Here is a 20,256-nt window from a genome sequence, read left to right on the forward strand (position 1 = left end):
GGTCCGACGGCAGACGGTTCGTCCTGGTCGAGGAGAGCTACGAGGACCGTGAGGAACGGCGCTGGGAACTGTGCCTGTATCTGGATCGACGACCTCGTACGACAGACCGACTGATCACGACCTCACTCAGCCCCTAGGGTGCGTCTTCAAACTTCCGTTGTTCGCCCGTAGGGCGGCCGGGCGGTGTTGGGGTGCGTGCATCGCAAGGCGGAGGAGGGAGCCCAATGCGGAGTATTGGCGACTGACGACAACGCGGCGAGGTGCGTGCCCCAACACCGCCCGGCAGACGGAAGTTTGAAGACGCGCCCTAGGTCGCGGGGACCATCCCGAGCAGCTCGCTCAGACGCCGCACCGTTGCAGGCGACTCGCGGTGCAGGCCGGCGATGTCGAGCCCCTCGTCGCCCAGGACCATGAGCAGCGCCTCCTCGCCGATCGCGAGTACCACCACGTAACCGCCGTTGCAGCGGGTTTCCACGTAGCGGAGTCCGCCCACACCCACCTCGACCCCGGTACGCCGGCCCAGGCCGAGCATGGCGGCCGACAACGCGGCGGCCGACTCGGCGTGGACGGTCGCCGTGTCGGCGGCCACCAGCAGGCCGTCTGCGGTGGAGATGACAGTCTCGGAGATGCCCATGACCCGGTCACGGAGGGACTTCAACTCTTCGACGAGTACGGCGATCGGTGTCTGGCTGCTCATCATGTGCTCTTCTCGGTCGTCTCTGTCGACTCGGTGCGGTTGACGCGGTGTGCGTTCGGTGGACCGTAGGAAGGGGCTGCCGCTCGTTCGGCCGGAGCGGCCGGGCCGGCCGGGCCGGTGGGACCGCCCGAGCTCCCCGCGTCGCGTCCGGCGGGGACGCGACGCGGCAGAGGTCCGACCTCGGTCGCGGCCGGCAGCAGCCCGCTCGTTGGCCTGCGCGGGGCGACGCTCGGTGCCATGGCGCTCTGGTGCGGCGATTCCCAGTGAATCAGGTGCCGGGTGTCCATCCGGACGAGGTCCAGGAGCACCGCGAACACACCGCGCCCCAGGGCGAACCCGATGTCGCGGGCGGTGTGCCGGCCGTTGGCGGCGGCCAGGATCTCCCGGTAGCGGACCGGGATCCGTGAGGCCGCGGACGCGGACTGGGCGGAAGCCCTGATCCGGGCGCGGGTCAGCTCGGCGGGCGAGCCCCACAGGTCGGTCAGCAGGGCCGTCCGCCGGGCGGTCTCCTCGAAGATGCGTTGTGGTTCGATCCCCGGGCGCAGCGCGATGCCGGCGGGCGGGGCGGCCGCGACGGCCTGCCAGGTGCCGGGCGGGCTCAGTGCAAGGGTGAACGCTCCGTCGAACGCGGCGGCGGCGCAGACGGCTTCGAGTTCGGCGGCGCCTACCGACCCCTGGGCCACCAGGACCGCGCCGAGGTCGCTGCCCCGGTTCGGGGCGGCGCCGCCGGCGCGTGCGGCGGACGCGGACGCCTCGGCGACCGTCCAGTCCGCCTCGGCGACGCGTCGCGACTTCAGCAGCAGGGTCTCTGCGGTCGGGGCACCGGGCGTCTCGATGGCGGTGACCAGCCCGTGCTCCAGGTGGATCGTGCCGCCCGGCGCGCCGGAGACGGTGACCGAACCGGTGAAGCCCTCCCGGCGCAGGGTCAGCAGCAGTGCGGGCACGTTGCGAGCCGCAGGCGGCGCCTGCGCTGCGGGCGGAGGCCGGTCGTGGCGCGGGTCGCTCATGCCAGCAGGTCCCCCGCCCGGTCGGCGCTCTGACGGAGCGCCAGTGCCAGGTTGGTCCGCCCCCGGTCCAGCACGGTGGCCAGCAGCAGGGCGTCGCCCTGCCGGGACACCACCTGGACGACCTCGTGGTGACGGGTGCTGGTGACCACCAGACTCTCCAACTCGCTCTCCGCTCCGGCCTCGTACAGTCGTTCGCCGATCAGATTGACCAGTTCGGCGAGTTCGGCCCCGCTCCCGAGCAGCCGGTGGTCCCCGGCGGTCTGGTAGGTGAGGCCGGTGACGGCGTCGACGAGGGCGGCGCCGACCGCTCCGGGAGAGCCGAGCACATCGGAGAGGGATGCCTCGAGTGCGCGCACTGATACCCCTTCGCGTTGTGAACACTTGGCAACGTATTTTATTCCACCATTTCCGCCGGGGTGACCACCATCCGTGACTTCTTGCTACTTTGTTCCCGCACACGGGAGTTCTGCCCGGAAGTCACGCAAAGGACGAACAGCGCATGAACATTGACGACGCACTCAAGAGCGCGATGACTATCGAGGGTGCCATCGGCGTGGCCGTGGCGGACTACGAGAGCGGTATGTCACTCGGGTTCCTCGGCGGGGGGCAGCTGCTCGACCTGGAGGTCGCGGCGGCCGTCAACACCGAGGTCGTCCGGGCGAAGGTGCGCGCCCTGGCCGCGCTGTCGATCGACGACGCCATCGAGGACATCCTGATCACCCTCGGCGCCCAGTACCACCTGATCCGCCCGCTCGCCCGCACTCAGGGGTCGCTGTTCCTCTACCTGGCGCTGGACCGCTCGCGCGCCAACCTGGCGCTCGCCCGACACAGCCTCAAGCGCATCGAGGTCACGCTCGACGTCTAGGCGGCGGCTCGTTTGCGCGCCCCAGGACTTCCGTCGGCCAGGCCTGCGGAGCCGCGCGGCGGGAATGCTGAGCGTGATGAACCGACTACGGGATCAGCCCCGGGCGGCTATGAGTGTGCGGATATCCAGGTACGCATCAATCTCGGAAGTGCGTTACTTTCCAATGACAGGGCGTCACATTTCGCCACGTCCCGGCCGGACATGAATGCGGAATCGTCGGAAGAGTGCGGTCGTAACACCGCCACCGGTGACGCGGAATCGGCGCGAGCATGTCGCGCGGCGCGACCGCACGGTCCGGTGGCGGGTCGATGTACCGCCGCCGGACCGCCGCGGGCCGGGCACGTGAGGCGACGCCTTCCGGCACCTGGCCTAGCGAGGGTGTCCCGCACCGACCACCCGGTCCGGCCGGCCCGCCAGGTCGACGCGAAGGTCGGCGCAGTCGGCGAGCATGGTGGTGGCCAGGCCGGGAATGGGATGGTTGGTACGGGGTGAGGAGGGTGCTGGATCGCGTCGGAGGGGATTCGGAGGGGATGGTGTGTCTGCCGTCCCACAGCCGGCTGGCCACCCGAGGCCAACGACCGGCGCAGTGCCGGGAGGGGGTACGGAGGAGCGATGGCGCGGCTCGTGGTGGAGGGCGACGACCTGATCGTCGACCTGTCGTGGTGGGAGAAGGCCGTGGCACGTCGCCATGAGGTCCGCGTGCCGCTGTCCGCGATCCAGCAGGTGAGCGTCGAGCCCGACTGGTGGCGTGCTCTGCGCGGCGTGCGGGGACGGGGTACCTGGATTCCCGGCGTCCTGTCCTACGGCGTCCGTCCGCATCGCCTGGGGGAGGACTTTTCTGCTGTACGGGTCCGGGGCCGCCGACCCGCCGTCTGCGTCGACCTGTGGCGCTCCTCGCCGTACACCCGCCTGGCTGTCACCGACCCGGACCCCGACGGCACCGTACGAGCCATCCGCACCGCCGCCGGCATCTGACCACCACCCGAAATATCCCCCGCGCCTCCGCAGGGGCTGGACGGCCGGCGGAGCGGCCGGGGCCGGCCAGGGCCGGTGGTACAGGTGCGGTACCGGCCGCAGTCGACTCCCCCGCTCGGGGAACGGCCTGCCGCTGGTTTGCCCTCGTCCACGATCCAGTCGTGCAGCCGTCGGGAGGCGGGGGCATCATGGGCATCGGGAAGACTGAGGAGGTCCGGGTGATGGACACCGCATTGGTCACCGATCGGCTCGTCATTCGGGACTGGTCCGTCGACGATGCCGAGGACGCCCTGGCGATCTACGGTTCGCCGGAGGTCGCGCGTTGGCTCACACCGGCGATGGAACGCGTCGGTGACGTGGCGGCGATGCGCTCGGTGTTGCAGGCGTGGCAGGAGGCACAGCCGAATCTGCCGGCACCTCGGGGCCGGTGGGCCGTGCAGCGCAGGGACGACAACGCGGTCGTGGGTGGCCTCGGCATCCGGCTGCTGCCACCGTATGAGGACGACCTGGAGATGAGCTGGCAGGTGGCCCCCGGGGCCTGGGGGCAGGGCTACGCCACCGAGGGCGGCCGCGCGCTCATCGCCTGGGCCTTCAGGCAGGACGCCGAGGAACTCTTCGCGGTCGCGCGGCCGAACAACGTCCGCGCCATCGCCATGGCGAGGCGGCTCGGCATGGAGTGGGTCGGCGAGACCACCAAGTACTACGGACTCGGTCTGCAGGTCTACCGCATCCGCCCAGGTGACCTGACCAGCTGACCGGTACCCGCCGGGATTCGCCATGAGCACCACCGAAGGAGACCCGGCCCGTCGAGAGGCCGTGCGGTGGGCCGATCGCTGAGCCCGACGGTTCGGCCCGGTCCACTGTCGACGTACTCATCGCCCGGAACGTACCGCCCTCGGGTGGCGTGCGCACGAAGCGGGCACGCCGAACCGGTGCAGGTGTCCGCCCGGCCTCAGGACTGCGGAGGCTCACTCCGGGTCCTCGCCGCGCGCCGACAGGCGGCCCCCGGAGCAGGCGCAGCCCCGCCTCACCACCGGGTCCGCCGTCTTCGCGCTCATCAAGGCCACAGAGCTTTCCCTCGCCACCGCCTGACCGTCCTGCGGCAGCGCGGGCAGGGCCGGCCCGGCGAAGCCCCACCAGCAAAAGGGGGTGCGCGCCGTGTGCGGGCGGCGACGAGAGCGGCCTACGGGGTCCCGGTCGCCCCACCGGCCGGGGGCCGTGCCCAGCCGGGCGAGCAGAGGCGTGCACGGCTTCGTCCAGCAGGCTGTACGGGCCGTTCCTGATGCCGTGTCTCCAGCCCGCCGGGCCGATACGTTCAGGTGGCATGTGCAAACGCAAGATGCACTTTTTCATGGCATCTGCTGGTGAATATCTCGACCAGGGCGGGTATCTGCGACATGCTCGGGTATCACTCTGCCGGGCCGCAGGGCGTTGGCCGGGAAGGAGCATCGTGAGCAGCACCGCCACACCCGCCGTCGTGCGTCTGCACGGCAGCGTGGACGAGCCCGTCGAGCTGACGGTCGCCCAACTGCGTACCCTGCCGGCCCACCGGGTGGACGTGACCTTCGACTGCCGCACCGAGGGCGAGCAGCGCCACACCTTCGAAGGGCCGAAGCTGTGGGACGTGCTGCGCACGGCCCGCCCACAGGTCGACCTCCGGGGGCGGAAGAAGCGCCTGCGGTTCCTGCTGACCGTCGCAGCGGCCGACGGCCACGGCACGGTGCTGTCCTGGGCCGAGATCGACCCGGACTTCGGAGGCCAGCAGATCCTCCTCGCGACCAGCATCGACGGCATGCCGCTCGACGACGCCGGCCCTCAGCTCGTGGTGCCCGCCGACCGCTGCGGCGCCCGGTACATCAGCGGCATCACCACCGTCTGGGTCGGCCCGACCGAACACTGACCGAAGAGGCCGGCTCGGCTCGGCTCGGCCGTCGGCGGGGTCCCGGCCTGAGGGCGGCCCCGGCCGGGGCCCGCGGTCATCACCCGTTCGAGATGATCTGCCGGAGGTTGTCCAGATCCTGCGGGGAGACCCCGGACGGCTGCAGGACGGCGTTCCATCCGTCCACGTATTCGGCCTGGTACTTGTGGCCGTGGCCGCTCGGCACGCCGGTGGAGAACGGCAGGTCGGCGGTGACCTGCCAGAAGGTCACGAAAGGAATCCAGACCATCCCCTTGAGCACGTCCGCTCCCGGCGGCTCGGAGATCCAGTCGGGCTTGCCGAGGACGAGGTGCGGGCTCCACCAGACGATCGGGTCGGACGGGTGCATCAGGTAGAGGACCCTGGTGCCGTCCCACGGCTGGCCGGCGGGGGGAATCCCGGTGCCCGGGTCGTTGGTGAAGCGCACCGTCCGCCCGTCCTTGTACACCGGCTGGACCTCGGGGCTTCCGGCGTCGCGTCCGTCGCTGAACTGCCGGAACAGCGTGTTGAAGTTGGGCGGGCCGGCGAACAGGGTTCCCGAGGTTCGGTTGCGCAGGTCGTACTCGCCGCTGAAGGCGGTTTCGCCACCGAACGAGCCGAGGCTCTCCCCCGCGACGAGGAGCCGGGGGCGCGACCCGGCGGGAAGCTTCGACCAGACGTCGTAGACCGCGTCGAACAGGTCGCGGCCCGCCGCCCTGGCCTTGGACTGGTCCACCAGGTAGGAGATCCAGGACGGCAGGTAGGAGTACTGGATCGCCACGGTCGCCGAGTCGCCGCCGCTCAGGTACTCCAGGGAGTCCACCGAGGCCGGATCGACCCAGCCGCTCCCGGTCGTGGTCACCACCAGCAGGTTCCGGCGCTCGAATCCGCCGGCGCGCTCCAGGTCCTGGACCGCGATCGCGGCCCGGGACTCCGTGGTCTGCGCCGACCCCAGACCGGCGTAGGCCCGGATGGGATCCATGGCCGGGCGGCGGGTGAAGGTGGCGATGTCGCCCTCCGAGGGGCCGGAGCCGACGAAGGCGCGCCCCTGGCGACCGAGCGAGTCCCAGGGGACGAGCGAGCCGGGCCCGCCGGAACGCAGGGCGCTGGCGGGCTGGTGCACACCCGTCGGGGTCTCGGTGTCGCGGACCGAGAACGCCTGGTTGGCGAGGCCGACGAAACCGTCCAGCAGCAGACCGGTGACGACCAGGTACGTCAGGCCCGCCGTGAGGGCCCAGCCGAGGGTCCGCGCGGCACGGTGCCCGATGCGGCGGTCGAGCACCGCCGCAGTCCTGCGGTACAGCGCCCGGATCCCGCGTCCGGTCAGCAGGAGTGCACCGAACACCGCTACCGCGACCACGGGTGACAGGACGACGAACCAGATGTTGTGGTCGCGTACGCCCATCAGACCGCGGATCAGGTACTGCCAGTACTGTCCGAGCCCGAAGAAGACGGTGAGCAGGACGGCTGCCCCGATGTGGAGGATCCGCCACGACCGGCGGCCGGGCACCCGGGCGCCCCGGTCGGCGAAGGCGCGCCAGACGGACGCCGCGAGGACCCCGAGGCCGTACCCGATGGCCGCGCTGATCCCCCACACCAGCCCCTGGACGAGACCGCCGCGCGGCAGGAGCGAGGGGGTGAACGACAGGCAGGAGGCCACCAGCGCGCCCCAGCAACCGGGGAGGGTGAGCCGCGCGGCCTTCCGGTGCTCTGCCGGCTCCGGCTCAGGCTCTGGCTCAGGCCCCGGCTTCTGTGCCGGGTCCGGGACCTCCGTGGGCGTGTTCATGGGGCGACCGATCACGTGGGGGTGTCAGGAGGTACGGCGGGCGAGCACCTTTCCCGTCTCCCACAGGAGCAGGAGCGCGACGGGGGCCAGCAGCGCCCAGCCGAACTGGGCGAGGGTGATCTCGGTGGTGCCGAGGATGCGGCGGAAGGCGTCCATCTGCGTCACCAGGACCGCCAGCACGAACTCGGACAGGGCCGCCAGGTTCATCGGCCTGCTGTCGAAAGTGCTGCTGCTCAGCACGGTGGCGCGTTCGCTGCGGCATTCGTAGGCCGCCACGATCAGGCAGAGCGCGAAGGCGGTGAAGGCGATCGAGCTGCCGGTCTTCAGGCTGCCGTAGTGGTGCTCACCCAGTTTGATCAGCAGCAGCAGGGCCACCGTGACGGCCAGTCCGCTGAGACCGACGGTGACCATGACCGACCTGGTCAGCAGCGATTCGCCGCGCGGGCGCGGGGTGCGCCGCATCAGTCCGGGGCTCGCCAGGTCGAAGCCGAGCGCGAAGCCGAAGGGCGCGTTGACGACGAAGTGGATCCACAGCACCTGCGGCGGGGTGAACGGCTCGCCGGCGGCGATGTTGAAGACCGTCGCGCCGAGGAAGGTCAGGACGAAGGTGACCAGGAGCATCAGGACGAACCTGATGTACTTGGTGAGGTTGTCGTAGAGCTTGCGCCCCTCCTCGACGGCGTAGACGATCGTGGCGAAGTTGTCGTCGGAGAGGATCATCCGGCTGGCGTTCTTGGCCACGTCGGTGCCGCTGCCCATGGCGATGCCGATGTCGGCGGCCTTGATGGCGGGTGCGTCGTTGACGCCGTCGCCGGTCATCGCCACGACCTCGCCCTTCTTCTTGAGCGTGTCGGCGAGCAGGACCTTGTGCTCGGGCGCGACCCGGCCCACCACCCCGATACCGTCGATCCGGGCCAGCCGTTCGTGCTCCGGCATGGCGGCGAAGTCCGCTCCGAGGATCGCCCCGCCGGGGATCCCGAGCTGGCGCGCGATGGCCTCGCCGGTGGTGACGTCGTCACCGGTGACCATGCGGACCCGGATGTGGGCGGCCTGGGCGCTGGCCACGGCCTCCTTGGACTCCGCGCGCGGCGGGTCGACCATGCCGACCAGGCTGGTCATCCGCAGGTCGGTGACGAGCGCGAGGAGGTCACCGTCCGGATCGAACTCGGACGGGTCCAGGTCGCGCTGGGCCGCCGCCATCACCCGGCGTCCCTCACTGCCCATCCGTTCGGACTGGGCGTCGGCGCGGCCCCGCAGGTCGGCGTCCCAGGGCACCGTCCGGCCGTCGGCGAGGGCGGTGGTGGCGCGGGCCGTCACGGCGGGCGCCGCCCCCTTGACGAAGCAGCGCACCACCGGCCGGCCGGCCGCGTCCACGGCCGAGTTGAAGGTGGCCATCAGCTTGTACTCGGGGTCGAACGGCAGGGTGGCGAGCCTGGGGTGGCGCTCCCGGGTGGCGTCGATGTCCAGCCCGGCCTTGTGGCCGAGGACGAGCAGCGCCCCCTCGGTCGGGTCACCGACCACCGCGCCGTCCACCAGCCTGGCGTCGCTGGCGATCAGGTACGGCAGGATGGCGTCCTCGATGCCCGGTGCGGAGCCCGCGGCGTGGTGGATCCGACCTTCCAGGGCGTAGCCGCTGCCGGAGACGGTGTAGCGGTCGGTGGGGCTGAGGACCTCGACGACGGTCATCTGGTTCATCGTCAGGGTGCCGGTCTTGTCGGAGTTGATGGCCGAGGTGAACCCCAGCGTCTCCACGGACGGCAGCTCCTTGACGATGGCGCTCCGCTTGGCGAGGTTCAGGCTGCCGACCGAGAGGATCACCTGGGTGACGGTGGGCAGCGCCTCGGGGATGGCGGCGATGGCCAGCGAGACGGCACTGACGAACAGGGCGTCCCAGGCCTGGTCACGGCTGCGGCCGAGGGCGAACATCACCACCATGGTCAGGCCGGCCGCCGCCGCGATCCACAGCGTCAGGGTGTTGAGTTCCCGGGTGAGCGGCGTCTGTTCCTTCTCCGTCTCGATGAGCATCCCGGAGATCTTGCCGAGCTCCGTACCGGCGCCCGTCCCGGTGATGATCAGCACCCCGCTGCCGTGGGTGACCGGGGTGTTCATGAACGCCATGGTGGACTGGTCGCCCGGGCCGAGCCGGTCACCGGCCAGGGTGCCCGCGTCCTTCAGCGCCGGCACGCTCTCACCGGTCAGCGCCGACTCGTCGATCTGCAGTGAGCTGGCCCGCACGATCCGCCCGTCCGCGGGGACGGTGTTGCCGGCGGCGATCAGCACGACGTCCCCGACCACCAGCTGTTCGGCCGGGATCTCCGCCTCGACGCCGTCCCGCCGGACCCGGGCCGTGGTCTTCATCATCGACCGCAGCGCGTTCATGGCGCTCTCGGCCTTGCCCTCCTGCCGCAGGCCGACGACGGCGTTGAACAGCGTCAGGACGATCAGCAGGACGGCGGTGCTCCACTCCTTGATCGCCAGCGCCACCACCGCCGAGACGACCAGGATGATCTGCATGTAGCTGCGGTACTGGTCGAGGAAGCGCAGCCAGCCCGGCCGGGTCTTCTCCTCCGGCAGGGCGTTCGGGCCGTTCGCGGCCAGCAGGTCCGCCACCCGGGCGGCGGAGAGCCCGACCTCCGGGTCCACGCCGAGCCGTGCCGCCACCTCCTGGGGCGGCGTCGCGTACCAGGGCCGCAGGGCGGCGCCCGGGTCCGTCGGGTCAGTCCCTGCCGGCATGCCCGCTCCTCCGATGCGTTCCGGTCCTCACCGCGGCTGGTGTGCGGCGGGGCTCAGTCACGGCGCCCGCTCCGGTGCCCGGCCGCGTACGGGTCGCGCGCGGCGCCCTCGGGGGCCTGCTCCTCCAGCAGCCGCCTGGCGGCGCGCAGCTCCTTCCGGGCCTTCTTGCCGACCTCCGGGTACCGGGGGTCGATCTCCATCAGCGTGTGCGCGAGCACCGCGGCGGCGCAGATGCGCGCGAACCACTTGCGGTCGGCCGGCACGACGTACCAGGGCGCCCAGGGGGTGCTGGTGGCCGAGAGCATCTCGGAGAAGGCGTGCTGGTAGTCGTCCCACCGCTCCCGCTCGCGGAGGTCGGCGGCCGAGAACTTCCAGTTCTTCTCCGGCAGGTCGATCCGCTTCAGGAAGCGGGTGCGCTGCTCCTCCTCGGAGAGGTTCAGGAAGATCTTCACGACCCTGAACCCGTTGTCGCAGAGGTAGCGCTCCCAGTCGTTGATCTCCCGGTAGCGGCGCGCCCAGACGTCGCGGCCCTTCGCCTCCTCGGGCAGCCGCTGGCGGTCGAGGTTCTCGGGGTGGACCCGCACCACGAGGACCTCCTCGTAGTGCGACCGGTTGAAGATCGAGATGTCCCCGCGGGCCGGGAGGCGCCACGCGTAGCGCCACAGGTAGTCGTGGTCGAGCTCCTCGGCGGAGGGCACCTTGAAACTGTTGACGTGTACGCCCTGCGGGTTGACGCCGCTCATGACGTGGCGGATCGTCCCGTCCTTGCCGCCCGCGTCGATCGCCTGGAGGCAGAGCAGCACGCCGTAGGTGTCCTGGGCGGCCAGCTTCGCCTGGTACTCGGCGAGCAGGGCGACGCCGTTGCGCAGCAGTTCGGCCCCGTCCCGTTTCTTCATCCGGGCCTTGTAGCGGGGGTCGAAGTCCTCGCCGAGGTCCACCCGCGAGCCCGGCTCCACGCGCAGCGGCTCGATGAACTTCGCGATCCGCCGGGCCTGCTTGTGCGACATCGCCGACACCGCCTCCCGTCCGCCGGTCATCCGTACCTGCCACGCTCCGGCCGGCCCCGGGACCCGTCAAACCGGGTTGGGCCGTTCGGGGTCCGCGGTCCTCAGTCCTGGCCGGTGGTCCGCGCCGCGGGGCCGCCCCCGCCGGCCCACTCCCGGTAGGCGGCCACGGCGGTGGGCAGGGTGGGGAAGATCCGGTCCGCTCCGACGGACGCGGTCAGCCCGTAGGCGTCCAACTCGCCCCGCAGGTCCTGCTTGACCCGGGCGAGGGCGAAGACGACCCCGCGGCCGGACAGTTCGGCCCGGAGCGCCTCCACCGAGTCCAGCGCGGTGATGTCGACCTCCACGTTGGCCTCGGCGTTGAGGACGAACCAGCGGACGGGGCCGGTCTCCTCGGCGACCGCGGCGAGCGCCCGGCTGCGGAAGTCCTCGGCGTTGGCGAAGAACAGCGGCGAGTCGTAGCGGTAGACGACCAGCCCGGGGACGGTACGGGCCTGCGGGTAGTCGTCGACGTCGTGCATCCCGGCGACACCGGGCACCAGGCCCTGGACGGCGTCGTGCGGGCGGGCCACCCGGCTCAGCAGTTCCGCCACCGACAACCCCACGGCCACCAGCACCCCGTACAGGATGTCCAGCGCCAGCACCCCGACCAGGCAGCCGACCGCCAGCAGGAACTCCCGGCGCCGGAAGCCCTTCAGCCGGCGCAGCCCCGCCACGTCGATCATCCGGATCGCGGCGAAGACGACCAGCGCGCCCAGTACCGCCGACGGCGTGTACTTCAGCAGCGGACTCAGGAAGAGCAGTACGGCCAGCACCGCCACACCGGCCGTCAGCGCGTACGCCTGGGTGCGGCCGCCGGCCGACTGGGCCAGCGCGGTGCGGCTGGCACTGCTGCTCACCGGGAACCCGTGCAGGAATCCGGCGCCGAGGTTGGCCCCGCCCAGGGCGAGCAGCTCCTGGTTGGCGTCCAGCCGCTCGCCCTCGTGACGGGACTCGAAGGCCCGCGCGGTGAGGATCACGTCGGTGTAGCCGACGAGCAGCACTCCCAGGGCGGGCAGCAGCAGTCGGCGCACCTCGCCCAGGTCGGGCAGGGAGGGGCTGGGCAGTCCGGCCGGGATCTCGCCGATCACCGCGATGCCGTGGTCCTGCAGACCGAACATCGCGACCACGGCCGTGCCCGCGACGACGGCCAGCAGCGGACCGGGAAGTCTGGGAAAGAAGCGGCTCACGGCGAACAGGAAGAGCAGCGCCACCGCGCTGAGGACCACGGTGGCGGTGTCCGCCTGCGAGAGGTGCCGCACGAAGTACGTCAGCTGCGGGCCGAAGCCCTCGCCCTCCACGTCGACTCCGGTGAGCTTGGACAGTTGGTCCACCATCATGATCAGCGCGACCCCGGCCAGGTAGCCGATCAGCACCGGCCGCGACAGCAGGTCGGCGACGAATCCCAGCCGGGCCAGCCACGCCAACGTGAACAGCACGCCGACCACCACGGCGAGTGTCGCGGCGAGCACCGCGTAGCGGCCGGCGTCCCCGCCGGCCAGCGGCCCGACCACGGTGGCGGTCATCAGCGCCGTCGTCGACTCGGGCCCCACCGACAGCAGCCGGGACGACCCGACGAAGGCGTACACGGCCAGCGCCGGGAGGATCGCCCAGAGCCCCGCGACCGGCGGCAGGCCCGCGACGCCGGCATAGGCCATGACCTGCGGTACGAGGTACGCCGCGACGGTGCCGCCGGCCAGCAGGTCACCGCGCAGCCAGGCACGCCGGTACCCCCCGAGCACGGTGAGTCCGGGGAGTGAGGGGACGGCGGGGCGCCATCCGCCGCTGTGCGAAACAGGCTCCGGCACGGGGTCTCCTTACGTCCGCCCGGACTCATGATGAACCGGCCGCGAGCTCTGCCGGACGAAGCACCGCACCGCGTGTCGGGATGGCCGGCGGCGCCGACGCCCACGTCGCCGCCGCAACGGCATCCGGATGCGAGCCGGACGAAATGTCCTTAATGTCGATGAACGGCAACACGGTGCAGCGGACCGAGGCTCCCCGCCGACGGCCGCGTCGCCTTTCAACTGGTCCACTGGTTCAGGAGATGACCGGCATGACGACTTCGTCCGAGACCCCCGTCCTCGACACCCTCGCAGCCATGACCCTCGACTCGGTCGAGCGGTGCGGCATGCCCACGGACACGCTCATCCTCACCCGCATCGCCGCACTCGTCGCGGTCGACGCGCCGCCGATGTCCTACCTCGCCCACATCGGCCCGGCCATGGAATCCGGCCTGACCGTCGACCAGCTCCAGGACGTCCTGGTGGCCATCGCACCGATCGTGGGCACCGCCCGCGTGATGTCGGCGGCCGCCCACATCACCGAGGCACTCGGATTCGCCATCGCCGTGGCCGACACCGACGCCGGACTCGGCTCGTAGCCCGTCCGGCGAACGGCCGTCGGCCCACGTCCAGCGCCCTCGGACGGCGACCACGAACCCCCTGCTCCTCCCGCACAAGCCGTCGACCGGTGACCCTGCCGGTGCCACCGGGCCGTGGACCCGTGGACGGACGTGACAACAGGATCGAGACCCGCCATGTCCTCACCTTCGAACACCCGCACCGACAGCAGCTCGTCCACCGCGGCCGGGGGCCTGACCATCTTCGCCGCCGTGATGCTCCTCATCGGGGGCACTCTCAGCGTCTTCCGCGGGATCATGGGCATCGCCGAGGACGACGTCTTCGTGAACACGCCGAACTACGTGTTCAAGTTCGACCTGACCAGTTGGGGCTGGATCCACCTGGTCCTCGGTGCCATCTCCGTAGTCGTGGGCATCGGGTTGCTCCGGCTCTCCTTCTGGGCCCGGATCCTCGGCGTGGCGTTGGCAGGCCTGATCATCATCGCCAACTTCCTGTCCATGCCGTACTACCCGTTCTGGTCCATCACGGTGATCGCCATCTGCGGCTTCGTGATCTGGGCCCTGTGCGTGGTCCGGCCCGACGACCGCACCCTGGCCGCCTGAGGTTCGGCCGCTCCGGAGACCTGGTCAGGAGAGCCGGTCAGGAAAGCCGGTCAGGAGCGGCCAAGGGTCGGCGATGACGCGTCGGCAGGCACGGTCCCCCGCTCGGTTCACGGGATGTCGAGAAGCCCGTGGTCCCGGGGGGCCGTGCCTGCTTCCGGGTTGCCCCGTCACTTTCGCCGACGCCGACGTTCAGGCAGGTCGGAAGAACCCGGGTGCCCGCTCGACGATCACCGGAGTCCACCCGGCCCGGCGCAGTCCCCCATGACCCACCCCCCCTGGGGGGGGGGGGGGGGGGGGGCCGCGGCCCGGCGGGGGGGGGGGGGGGGGGGCGCGCCCCGGGGCGGCGGGGGGGGGGGGGGCGCCGGGGGTGGGGCGCGCCCGGGGGGGGCCCCGCCGCTCAGCCCGGGGGGCGGGGGGGGGGGGGCCGCCCCCCCCCCCCCCCCCCCCGGGGGGGGGGGGGGGCGGGCCCCCCCCGCCCCCGAGGGGTGGAGCCCAGGCCTACGGGACGAGGACGAGGCGTTCGCTGCTCCCGTGTTCGTTCCAGGCCTGCCCGATCCGGGCCAGCGGCACGGCCCGGGCCTGGACGTCGATGGCGCCCTCGGTCACCGCGGCGGCCAACTCCGGCAGTTCGGCGATGAACTCGCGGGGGGAGACCGATCCGATGCCGCTGCCGACGATCTGCAACCGGGCCGCGCGCAGCCCCGCCGACGGGATCGGAGCGGATGCGCCGGCGATGGAGCCGATCTGGATCCAGGTGAGCGGCGCGGAGCGGTCGGCACGGGCGGTCAGGATCGGGAGCATGGTGCCTGCGGCGGGTGCGCCCCATATGAAGTCGAGGACGACGTCGACGTCGGCTGCCGCGGCGATCTCGTCATAGGTGAGCACCTGGTCGGCACCGAGGGCGGGCAGCGCCTTGAGCCGGGCGGCGTCGCGGCCGGCGGCGACGACGTGGGCGGCACCGAACCGTTTGGCGATCTGGACCGCCATGCGTCCGGCGCTGCCGGTGGCACCGAGGATGAGCACGCGCTGGCCCTCACGGAAGGTGATGCGGCGGCGCAGGGCGACCCAGGAGGACATGCCCGGGTTCATCGCGGCGGCGATCCGGACGGGGTCCACGTCGTCGGGCAGGACGACGCTCCGGCGGGCGTCGATGACGGTGCGCTGGGCGAAGGTGCCGTGGGGCGTGTCGTCCAGGACCGCGTACCGCAGGCGGCCCGAGGAGTCCCGGACGACGCCGTCGACGCCGGGGACGAGGGGGAAGACGCCGGTGGCGGAGTAGTGGGTGCCGTTCGCCTTGGCCCGGGTGAGGTGGTGCAGGCCTGCCGCGAGGACGTCCACGACCATCTCGTGCTCGCCCCGGGCGACGGGTTCGGGGTACTCGCCGTAGGCGGGCGGGGCGTCGTGGGCGGTGATGACCGCTGCGTGCATGAAGAGGCTCCCTGGTTGGTTTGCATTCCCAATTAAAACCAGAGTCATTGGTAATCCAAACAATGTCAAGTAGGGTGGTGGCCATGGCACCCGACGACTCCGAAGACGCCCTGCTCGACGGCCTGGTCCGCAGCGCCTTCCAGGTCATGGGCGTGCTCACCCGCATCGGCGCCGAGCACGACCTGTCCCTCACCCAGCTGCGCGTGCTCGGCATCGTGCGTGACCGGCGCCCTCGCATGAGCGACCTGGCGGCCTTCCTCGGCCTGGACAAGTCGACCCTCTCCGGTCTCATCGACCGCGCCGAACGACGAGGGCTGCTGGCCCGCGCCCCCAGCCCCGAGGACAAGCGCGCCGTCGTCGTCCTGATCACCGACGCCGGACGTGAGCTCAACCAGCGCATGTACCAGGAAGTCAGGGAGGCCCTCGCGCCGGCCACCGGCCGGCTCGGACCGCAGCAGCGCCAACAGCTCGCCGACCTGCTCGAACCCGTCCTCACCCCGCCACTGCCGCACCCGCCGCGCCCCTCCGCCCGGCGCTGAGCGATCCGCCTCAGGGAGTGGGTTCGCCGGACCAGCGGGCGGCAGCGCGCCGGAATTCCTCAAGGTCGGGGTGGTGGCCGTCGGCCCAGGCGACGATGCCGTCGGGGCGGACGAACAGAGCACCGAATCCGAGGTCGTCGCCCACCGGCCCTGCCGCGTAGCGGATCAGGCCCTTCCAGCCTGCGGCCGCACCGCGCAGTCGTCGGCCGGTGGTGAAGTCGAGGACGACGCCCTGCCCTTCGCGCAGCAGCTCACCGAGGCGGGTGCCGTCGGCGAGGCGGAAGTCCGGGGCGGTCCGGCCGACGAGCGGCTGGTCGCTGCCCAGGTCGTAGCGGTGGGACAGGCCTGCGGTCCGGTGGAACACGTGGGTGGTGCCGTCGGGGGTGCCGAGCAGGTCGCGGAGCAGCTTGCGCAGGGCCGGGGCGTTGGGGCCGGGGTTCATCGTGGCCACCTGGGCACGCGACCAGTCGAGGATCGCGGCGCCGACGGGGTGGCGTTCGGCGGCGTAGGTGTCGAGCAAGCCCTCGGGGGCGGTCCCGCGGATGGTGGCGGCGAGCTTCCAGCCCAGGTTCACGGCGTCGCCGATGCCGAGGTTGAGCCCCTGGCCGCCCAGCGGGGAGTGGATGTGGGCGGCGTCGCCGGCGAGCAGGACCCGGCCCTGGCGGTAGGTCGTGGCCTGCATGGCGCGGTCGGTGAAGCTGGAGGCGAGGTGGACCTCGTCCAGCGCCACGTCCGTGCCGGAGATCCGGCGCAGCACCGTCTGGAGGTGTTCGCGCGTCAGCGGCTGCGAGCGGTCGAAGGCGCCGCCGTCGAAGTCCATCATCCCCAGGTGCCCCTCGAAGGGGGTCCTCAGGTACATGCCGGTGGGCGTCAGGTTGAAGCCGAGGTCCAGCTTCTGCGGGTCGTCGAAGGTGACACGGGCGACGTAGCCGGTGAACATCGGCGGCGTGCCGACGAAGTCGAAGCCCGCCAGCCGGCGCACCGTGCTGCGTCCGCCGTCGCATCCCACCAGCCAGCGCGCCCGGTGGTCGCGCCCACCGGCGCGTACGAGGACGCTGGGGCCGTCCTGGGTGACGGCTTCCAGCCCGGCACCGCGCAGGATCTGCGCGCCGCACCCGCTCGCCCGGTCCGCCAGGACCGTTCCGACGGCGTCGAGGCTGGTCATGACGCCCTCCATCGCCGGGCCGGGCAGCCGGAAGGAGACGGCGGCGGGGTCGATGCCGGCCGGGTCGAGGCGCATGCCCGCGAAGTGGCTCACGTCCCGAGGGGCCGTCGCACCCGGTACGCCGGGGCCGGCTCCGACCCGCGCCGCGTCGACGCCCGAGGCCTCCAGCAGCTCGCCCAGCATGCCCCGGCGGTAGAACGCCTCGACCGATCCGGCGTTCAGGCCCCGCATGCCCAGCGGGAGCGTCTTCAACGGCGAGGCCGGTTCCCCGTCCCGCTCCAGCACCAGGACCGAGCAGTCGGCCAGTGCGAGCTCGGCGGCGAGGAACAGGCCCACCGGGCCGGCCCCCGCGATCACCACGTCGTACATGTGGAACCTCCTCCGGTTCGAACCCCTTGCCACGCCCGGGGCTCCTCGGGTCGGGATCGCGTCCGACGGTGCCGGACGCAAGTTTAGAGCAGCGCTCCAATATTGGAACCGTACTCCACTTTGGAGCACCGCTCCAAACCTGGGAGGATGAGGACATGGTCACCCAGACACGCCAGTCACAGCGGCGCAGGCAGGTCCTCTCCCGCGAGCGCATCGTCGAGGCAGCCGTCGAGCTGCTGGACGCGGAAGGAGAGAAAGCCCTGACGGTGCGGGCACTGGCCGAGCGCCTGTCGACCGGGTCCGGGGCGATCTACCACCACGTGGGCAACATGGGCGAACTGCTGCAGGCCGCGACCGCGACCGTCGTCGCCGGGGCGCTCCCGCCGCTGCGCACACCGGCCGGCTCCCCGCAGACCTGCGAATCCACCGGCTCGCCCGAGGAGGCGATCCGCGCCGCGGCACTGGGCCTGTTCGACGCTGCGGCCGAGCACCCCTGGCTCGCGGGCCAGCTCGCCGTGCAGCTCACCCGCAGCCCCTGGGGGACGGTGACACCCCGGGTCTTCGAGAGCATCGGCCGGCAGGTGCGCGCCCTGGGCGTGCCGCGCCAGGACTGGTTCACCACGACCTCGACGCTGGTCCACTACATCCTCGGCGCCACCGCCCAGAACGCCCAGACCCCGGACGGCACCGGCGCGGCCCCGGAGTCGGCGGAGGAGCGCGCGGACTTCCTCGACACCGCCTCCAGGGCATGGCAGGGCCTCGACCCCGACGACTACCCGTTCCTCCATGACATCGCCGACCAGATGCGCGAGCACGAGGACCGCGAACAGTTCCTCACCGGCATCGCCCTGATCCTCGCCGGCATCACCGCCGGCCGGCCGACCGGCTGACCCTCCGTCGGCCCGGGCCCCACGGCGAAGCGCCTCGGCGGTGGGCGGGGCGACAGTGGTCTGCCACGCCCGCGCGGGCGGCGCCGAGGCCCTCCCCGACGGTGGCGGCGCGGACGGCGAACACATGGGTTCACCGGCGACTGCCGAGTGTGAGCGCAGGAATGCAGACCCGGCGGCTCCCGGGACGCGGCACACGACGAACGACGGCAGCCGGCAGGCCACGCACAGCACAAGGTGACGCTCGGCGAGATCGCCGCCGAGGCAGGTGTCTCCAACGCCACCGTGTCCATGGTGCTCAAGGGGCGCAGCGGTGCTCAAGGGGCGCAGCGACATCTCCTCGGCGACCCGCGCGCGAGACCTCACCGTCCGCCAGCGGGCCCGCCTCGGCACGGTGAAGGTGCCGTTCGTCCTGGTCGACCCCATCGGCACCGTGGAGGCCGGGGTCCCCACCATCGGTGCGACCAACTGGGCCGGCGCCGTCTCCGCCGTCGAGCACCTGATCGCCCTCGGCCGCCGCCGGATCGCCCACCTCGCCGGCCCCCGCCACCTGCTCTGCAGCCGGGCCCGGGCGGACGGGTACCGAGCGGCCATGGAACGCGCCGAACTCCCCGTCCCCGAAGGCTGGCTGCGCCCCGGCGAGTTCAACAACCACTCCGGCCGCACCGAGCTCGCGAAGCTGCTCGACGAGACCGCCGCGAGCGGCCAGGCCCCGCCGACGGCCGTCTTCGCCGCCAGCGACCTCCAGGCGTCCGGCGCGTACACCTGCCTGCGTGCCCGGGGCCTGCGGATCCCCGAGGACATCAGCGTCGTCGGCTTCGACGACCTCCCGGTCACCCGCTGGAGCCGCCCCACCCTCACCACCGTCCGCCGGCCGCTCCACGACATGGCCGCCATGGCCGTCCGGACCCTGGTCCGCCTGATCGACGGCGAAGAGGTCGACCTGCCCCGCGTCGAGCTCTCGACCCGCCTCGTGGAACGGGAGAGCACCGCGCCGCTCGCCGCCGGCTGAACGCCCCCGGCGCGGTACGGGCGGCTCGACGACGAAGTCCGGGCCGTGCCGGCGACCACCCGTCAGTGGGGTGGGCGAGGCTCTTCCTGTGACGCACCGGGACGGGAACCCGGTCGACCGGCGGCGAAGTTGTCCTCGATCCACCGGGCATCCGTCAGGTAACGGCGGTCGTGGCCCTCCGCCACGTGTCGGCTGAAGGCCGGATGACCTGCTGCGGCATGCCGGTGCATCCAGGCGACAAGCGCTCTCAGCCGCTCCGCCGCCGTGGCGGGCAGCCGGTCCCGCTCCGCCCGGGACAGGCCGTAGGAGTCGGCGAACAGGGCGAGGCGGCGCCCGGCCTCCGGGATCGGCAGGGTGTGCTCCACCTCGTCCGGGGCGTACAACGGGACGAAACGGTAGGCGGTGTAGGCGGCGTCCCACAGCCGGGGGCCGGGGTGGGCCGTGTCGAAGTCGATGAAGGCAACGGGCAGCTGCTCCCGGAAGACCGTGTTGTACGTCGCCGCGTCACCGTGGCAGATCACCTCCGCCGGCTCGCGCGGGGCGAACTGCCAAACGTCGCCGGGCTCCCGGGCGAACCCGGCGGAGGCGTCGTGGAGATCACGCAGCAGGCGTCCCGCGGCCACCAGGGAAGCATCGCTCCGCACCTCGGGTGCGGCGAAGTCGTGCCCCACCGTTCCAGGAAGGTATTCGACGAGTTCCTCGGCCCCGTCGTCGCTGAGCCCGTACGGGCGCGGCGCGCCGGTGAATCCCGCCTCGCGCAGATGCGCGAGCAGGCGTTGGACGGTGGCGCTCCAGGGGCCGGCCGGGCGCCGGACCAGGCTGCCTTCCCGGACGACTCGGTTCACGCCGCCGACGAGCACTTCGCGGTCTTCCACTCGGTTTTCCACT

General features: G+C 72.1%; 19 protein-coding genes. 9 read left to right on the forward strand and 10 right to left on the reverse strand.

The features are described 5' to 3' along the window. Positions 1–307 precede the first annotated feature (307 nt). The 3 genes from ACFUK0_RS16455 to ACFUK0_RS16465 are packed head-to-tail and all read right to left on the reverse strand — an operon-like array spanning position 308 to position 2,060. The gene (locus ACFUK0_RS16455) at positions 308–697 is read right to left on the reverse strand and encodes a roadblock/LC7 domain-containing protein (RefSeq protein ID WP_380250586.1); all 390 of its coding nucleotides are present in this window, start codon (positions 695–697) and stop codon (positions 308–310) included. After that, positions 697–1,704: a hypothetical protein gene (locus ACFUK0_RS16460; RefSeq protein ID WP_380250588.1), complete on the reverse strand. Its 1,008-nt coding sequence runs from the start codon at positions 1,702–1,704 to the stop codon at positions 697–699. The genes ACFUK0_RS16455 and ACFUK0_RS16460 overlap by 1 nt, the downstream gene beginning before the upstream one ends. Further along, complete coding sequence (locus tag ACFUK0_RS16465; protein ID WP_380250590.1) at positions 1,701–2,060, reverse strand: hypothetical protein; 360 nt, start codon at positions 2,058–2,060, stop codon at positions 1,701–1,703. The genes ACFUK0_RS16460 and ACFUK0_RS16465 overlap by 4 nt, the downstream gene beginning before the upstream one ends. A 143-nt stretch (positions 2,061–2,203) precedes the next feature. On the opposite strand from ACFUK0_RS16465, the gene ACFUK0_RS16470 reads away from it, so the two are divergent. The 4 genes from ACFUK0_RS16470 to ACFUK0_RS16485 all read left to right on the forward strand — a co-directional run bounded on the left by ACFUK0_RS16470 (position 2,204) and on the right by ACFUK0_RS16485 (position 5,444). Next, positions 2,204–2,569: a hypothetical protein gene (locus ACFUK0_RS16470; protein ID WP_380250592.1), complete on the forward strand. Its 366-nt coding sequence runs from the start codon at positions 2,204–2,206 to the stop codon at positions 2,567–2,569. Positions 2,570–3,181: 612 nt separating this feature from the next. Further along, a complete protein-coding gene (locus ACFUK0_RS16475) occupies positions 3,182–3,544 on the forward strand; it encodes a hypothetical protein (RefSeq protein ID WP_380250594.1) in 363 nt (120 codons plus the stop codon). 221 nt (positions 3,545–3,765) lie between these two features. Further along, positions 3,766–4,299, forward strand: coding sequence for a GNAT family N-acetyltransferase (locus tag ACFUK0_RS16480; protein WP_380250644.1), 534 nt, complete (start codon positions 3,766–3,768; stop codon positions 4,297–4,299). Positions 4,300–4,994: 695 nt separating this feature from the next. After that, positions 4,995–5,444 (forward strand): molybdopterin-dependent oxidoreductase, encoded by a 450-nt coding sequence (locus tag ACFUK0_RS16485; RefSeq protein WP_380250596.1) that lies wholly within the window; start codon positions 4,995–4,997, stop codon positions 5,442–5,444. 79 nt (positions 5,445–5,523) lie between these two features. Here the strand turns inward: ACFUK0_RS16485 and ACFUK0_RS16490 are convergent, their stop codons facing one another. The 4 genes from ACFUK0_RS16490 to ACFUK0_RS16505 form a co-directional block, all read right to left on the reverse strand. After that, positions 5,524–7,101 carry an alpha/beta hydrolase gene (locus tag ACFUK0_RS16490; RefSeq protein WP_380250598.1) on the reverse strand — a complete coding sequence of 526 codons (1,578 nt, stop codon included), beginning with the start codon at positions 7,099–7,101 and terminating at the stop codon, positions 5,524–5,526. A 150-nt stretch (positions 7,102–7,251) separates the two neighbouring features. Then, positions 7,252–9,960, reverse strand: coding sequence for a cation-translocating P-type ATPase (locus ACFUK0_RS16495; protein ID WP_380250600.1), 2,709 nt, complete (start codon positions 9,958–9,960; stop codon positions 7,252–7,254). Positions 9,961–10,013: 53 nt separating this feature from the next. Then, entirely contained in the window at positions 10,014–10,967 is a 954-nt protein-coding gene (locus ACFUK0_RS16500) for a polyphosphate kinase 2 family protein (RefSeq protein WP_380250646.1), read from the reverse strand. 101 nt (positions 10,968–11,068) lie between these two features. Further along, the gene (locus tag ACFUK0_RS16505) at positions 11,069–12,811 is read right to left on the reverse strand and encodes a SulP family inorganic anion transporter (protein WP_380250602.1); all 1,743 of its coding nucleotides are present in this window, start codon (positions 12,809–12,811) and stop codon (positions 11,069–11,071) included. 248 nt (positions 12,812–13,059) lie between these two features. Here ACFUK0_RS16505 and ACFUK0_RS16510 point away from each other — a divergent pair, with 248 nt between their 5' ends. Then, entirely contained in the window at positions 13,060–13,386 is a 327-nt protein-coding gene (locus ACFUK0_RS16510; RefSeq protein WP_380250604.1) for a carboxymuconolactone decarboxylase family protein, read from the forward strand. A 156-nt stretch (positions 13,387–13,542) separates the two neighbouring features. After that, entirely contained in the window at positions 13,543–13,968 is a 426-nt protein-coding gene (locus ACFUK0_RS16515) for a hypothetical protein (protein WP_380250606.1), read from the forward strand. A 498-nt stretch (positions 13,969–14,466) separates the two neighbouring features. Here ACFUK0_RS16515 and ACFUK0_RS16520 read toward each other — a convergent pair whose 3' ends face one another. Continuing rightward, entirely contained in the window at positions 14,467–15,396 is a 930-nt protein-coding gene (locus ACFUK0_RS16520) for a zinc-binding alcohol dehydrogenase family protein (RefSeq protein ID WP_380250608.1), read from the reverse strand. An 83-nt stretch (positions 15,397–15,479) separates the two neighbouring features. Here ACFUK0_RS16520 and ACFUK0_RS16525 point away from each other — a divergent pair, with 83 nt between their 5' ends. Then, positions 15,480–15,935, forward strand: coding sequence for a MarR family winged helix-turn-helix transcriptional regulator (locus tag ACFUK0_RS16525; protein WP_380250610.1), 456 nt, complete (start codon positions 15,480–15,482; stop codon positions 15,933–15,935). Positions 15,936–15,945: 10 nt separating this feature from the next. On the opposite strand, the gene ACFUK0_RS16530 is transcribed toward ACFUK0_RS16525, so the two are convergent. Further along, positions 15,946–17,469 carry an FAD-dependent monooxygenase gene (locus tag ACFUK0_RS16530; RefSeq protein WP_380250612.1) on the reverse strand — a complete coding sequence of 508 codons (1,524 nt, stop codon included), beginning with the start codon at positions 17,467–17,469 and terminating at the stop codon, positions 15,946–15,948. Between the two features lie 155 nt (positions 17,470–17,624). On the opposite strand from ACFUK0_RS16530, the gene ACFUK0_RS16535 reads away from it, so the two are divergent. Beyond that, positions 17,625–18,359, forward strand: a complete 735-nt coding sequence (locus tag ACFUK0_RS16535; protein WP_380250614.1) for a TetR/AcrR family transcriptional regulator — start codon at positions 17,625–17,627, stop codon at positions 18,357–18,359. A gap of 310 nt (positions 18,360–18,669) precedes the next feature. Then, the gene (locus tag ACFUK0_RS16540) at positions 18,670–19,368 is read left to right on the forward strand and encodes a substrate-binding domain-containing protein (RefSeq protein ID WP_380250616.1); all 699 of its coding nucleotides are present in this window, start codon (positions 18,670–18,672) and stop codon (positions 19,366–19,368) included. Positions 19,369–19,430: 62 nt separating this feature from the next. Here ACFUK0_RS16540 and ACFUK0_RS16545 read toward each other — a convergent pair whose 3' ends face one another. Further along, positions 19,431–20,243, reverse strand: coding sequence for a phosphotransferase enzyme family protein (locus ACFUK0_RS16545; protein WP_380250618.1), 813 nt, complete (start codon positions 20,241–20,243; stop codon positions 19,431–19,433). Positions 20,244–20,256 lie beyond the last annotated feature (13 nt).

The organism is Kitasatospora sp. NPDC057223 (genome assembly GCF_042669755.1).
In the GTDB taxonomy this organism is placed as follows: Bacteria; Actinomycetota; Actinomycetes; order Streptomycetales; family Streptomycetaceae; genus Kitasatospora.

What these genes read in the sequence shown, in the direction of transcription:
- ACFUK0_RS16455 (WP_380250586.1), bottom strand. Translation starts at nt 697, where the DNA reads ATGAGCAGCCAGACACCGATCGCCGTACTCGTCGAAGAGTTGAAGTCC.
- ACFUK0_RS16460 (WP_380250588.1), bottom strand. Translation starts at nt 1,704, where the DNA reads ATGAGCGACCCGCGCCACGACCGGCCTCCGCCCGCAGCGCAGGCGCCG.
- ACFUK0_RS16470 (WP_380250592.1), top strand. Translation starts at nt 2,204, where the DNA reads ATGAACATTGACGACGCACTCAAGAGCGCGATGACTATCGAGGGTGCC.
- ACFUK0_RS16475 (WP_380250594.1), top strand. Translation starts at nt 3,182, where the DNA reads ATGGCGCGGCTCGTGGTGGAGGGCGACGACCTGATCGTCGACCTGTCG.
- ACFUK0_RS16480 (WP_380250644.1), top strand. Translation starts at nt 3,766, where the DNA reads ATGGACACCGCATTGGTCACCGATCGGCTCGTCATTCGGGACTGGTCC.
- ACFUK0_RS16495 (WP_380250600.1), bottom strand. Translation starts at nt 9,960, where the DNA reads ATGCCGGCAGGGACTGACCCGACGGACCCGGGCGCCGCCCTGCGGCCC.
- ACFUK0_RS16500 (WP_380250646.1), bottom strand. Translation starts at nt 10,967, where the DNA reads ATGTCGCACAAGCAGGCCCGGCGGATCGCGAAGTTCATCGAGCCGCTG.
- ACFUK0_RS16510 (WP_380250604.1), top strand. Translation starts at nt 13,060, where the DNA reads ATGACGACTTCGTCCGAGACCCCCGTCCTCGACACCCTCGCAGCCATG.
- ACFUK0_RS16515 (WP_380250606.1), top strand. Translation starts at nt 13,543, where the DNA reads ATGTCCTCACCTTCGAACACCCGCACCGACAGCAGCTCGTCCACCGCG.
- ACFUK0_RS16520 (WP_380250608.1), bottom strand. Translation starts at nt 15,396, where the DNA reads ATGCACGCAGCGGTCATCACCGCCCACGACGCCCCGCCCGCCTACGGC.
- ACFUK0_RS16525 (WP_380250610.1), top strand. Translation starts at nt 15,480, where the DNA reads ATGGCACCCGACGACTCCGAAGACGCCCTGCTCGACGGCCTGGTCCGC.
- ACFUK0_RS16530 (WP_380250612.1), bottom strand. Translation starts at nt 17,469, where the DNA reads ATGTACGACGTGGTGATCGCGGGGGCCGGCCCGGTGGGCCTGTTCCTC.
- ACFUK0_RS16535 (WP_380250614.1), top strand. Translation starts at nt 17,625, where the DNA reads ATGGTCACCCAGACACGCCAGTCACAGCGGCGCAGGCAGGTCCTCTCC.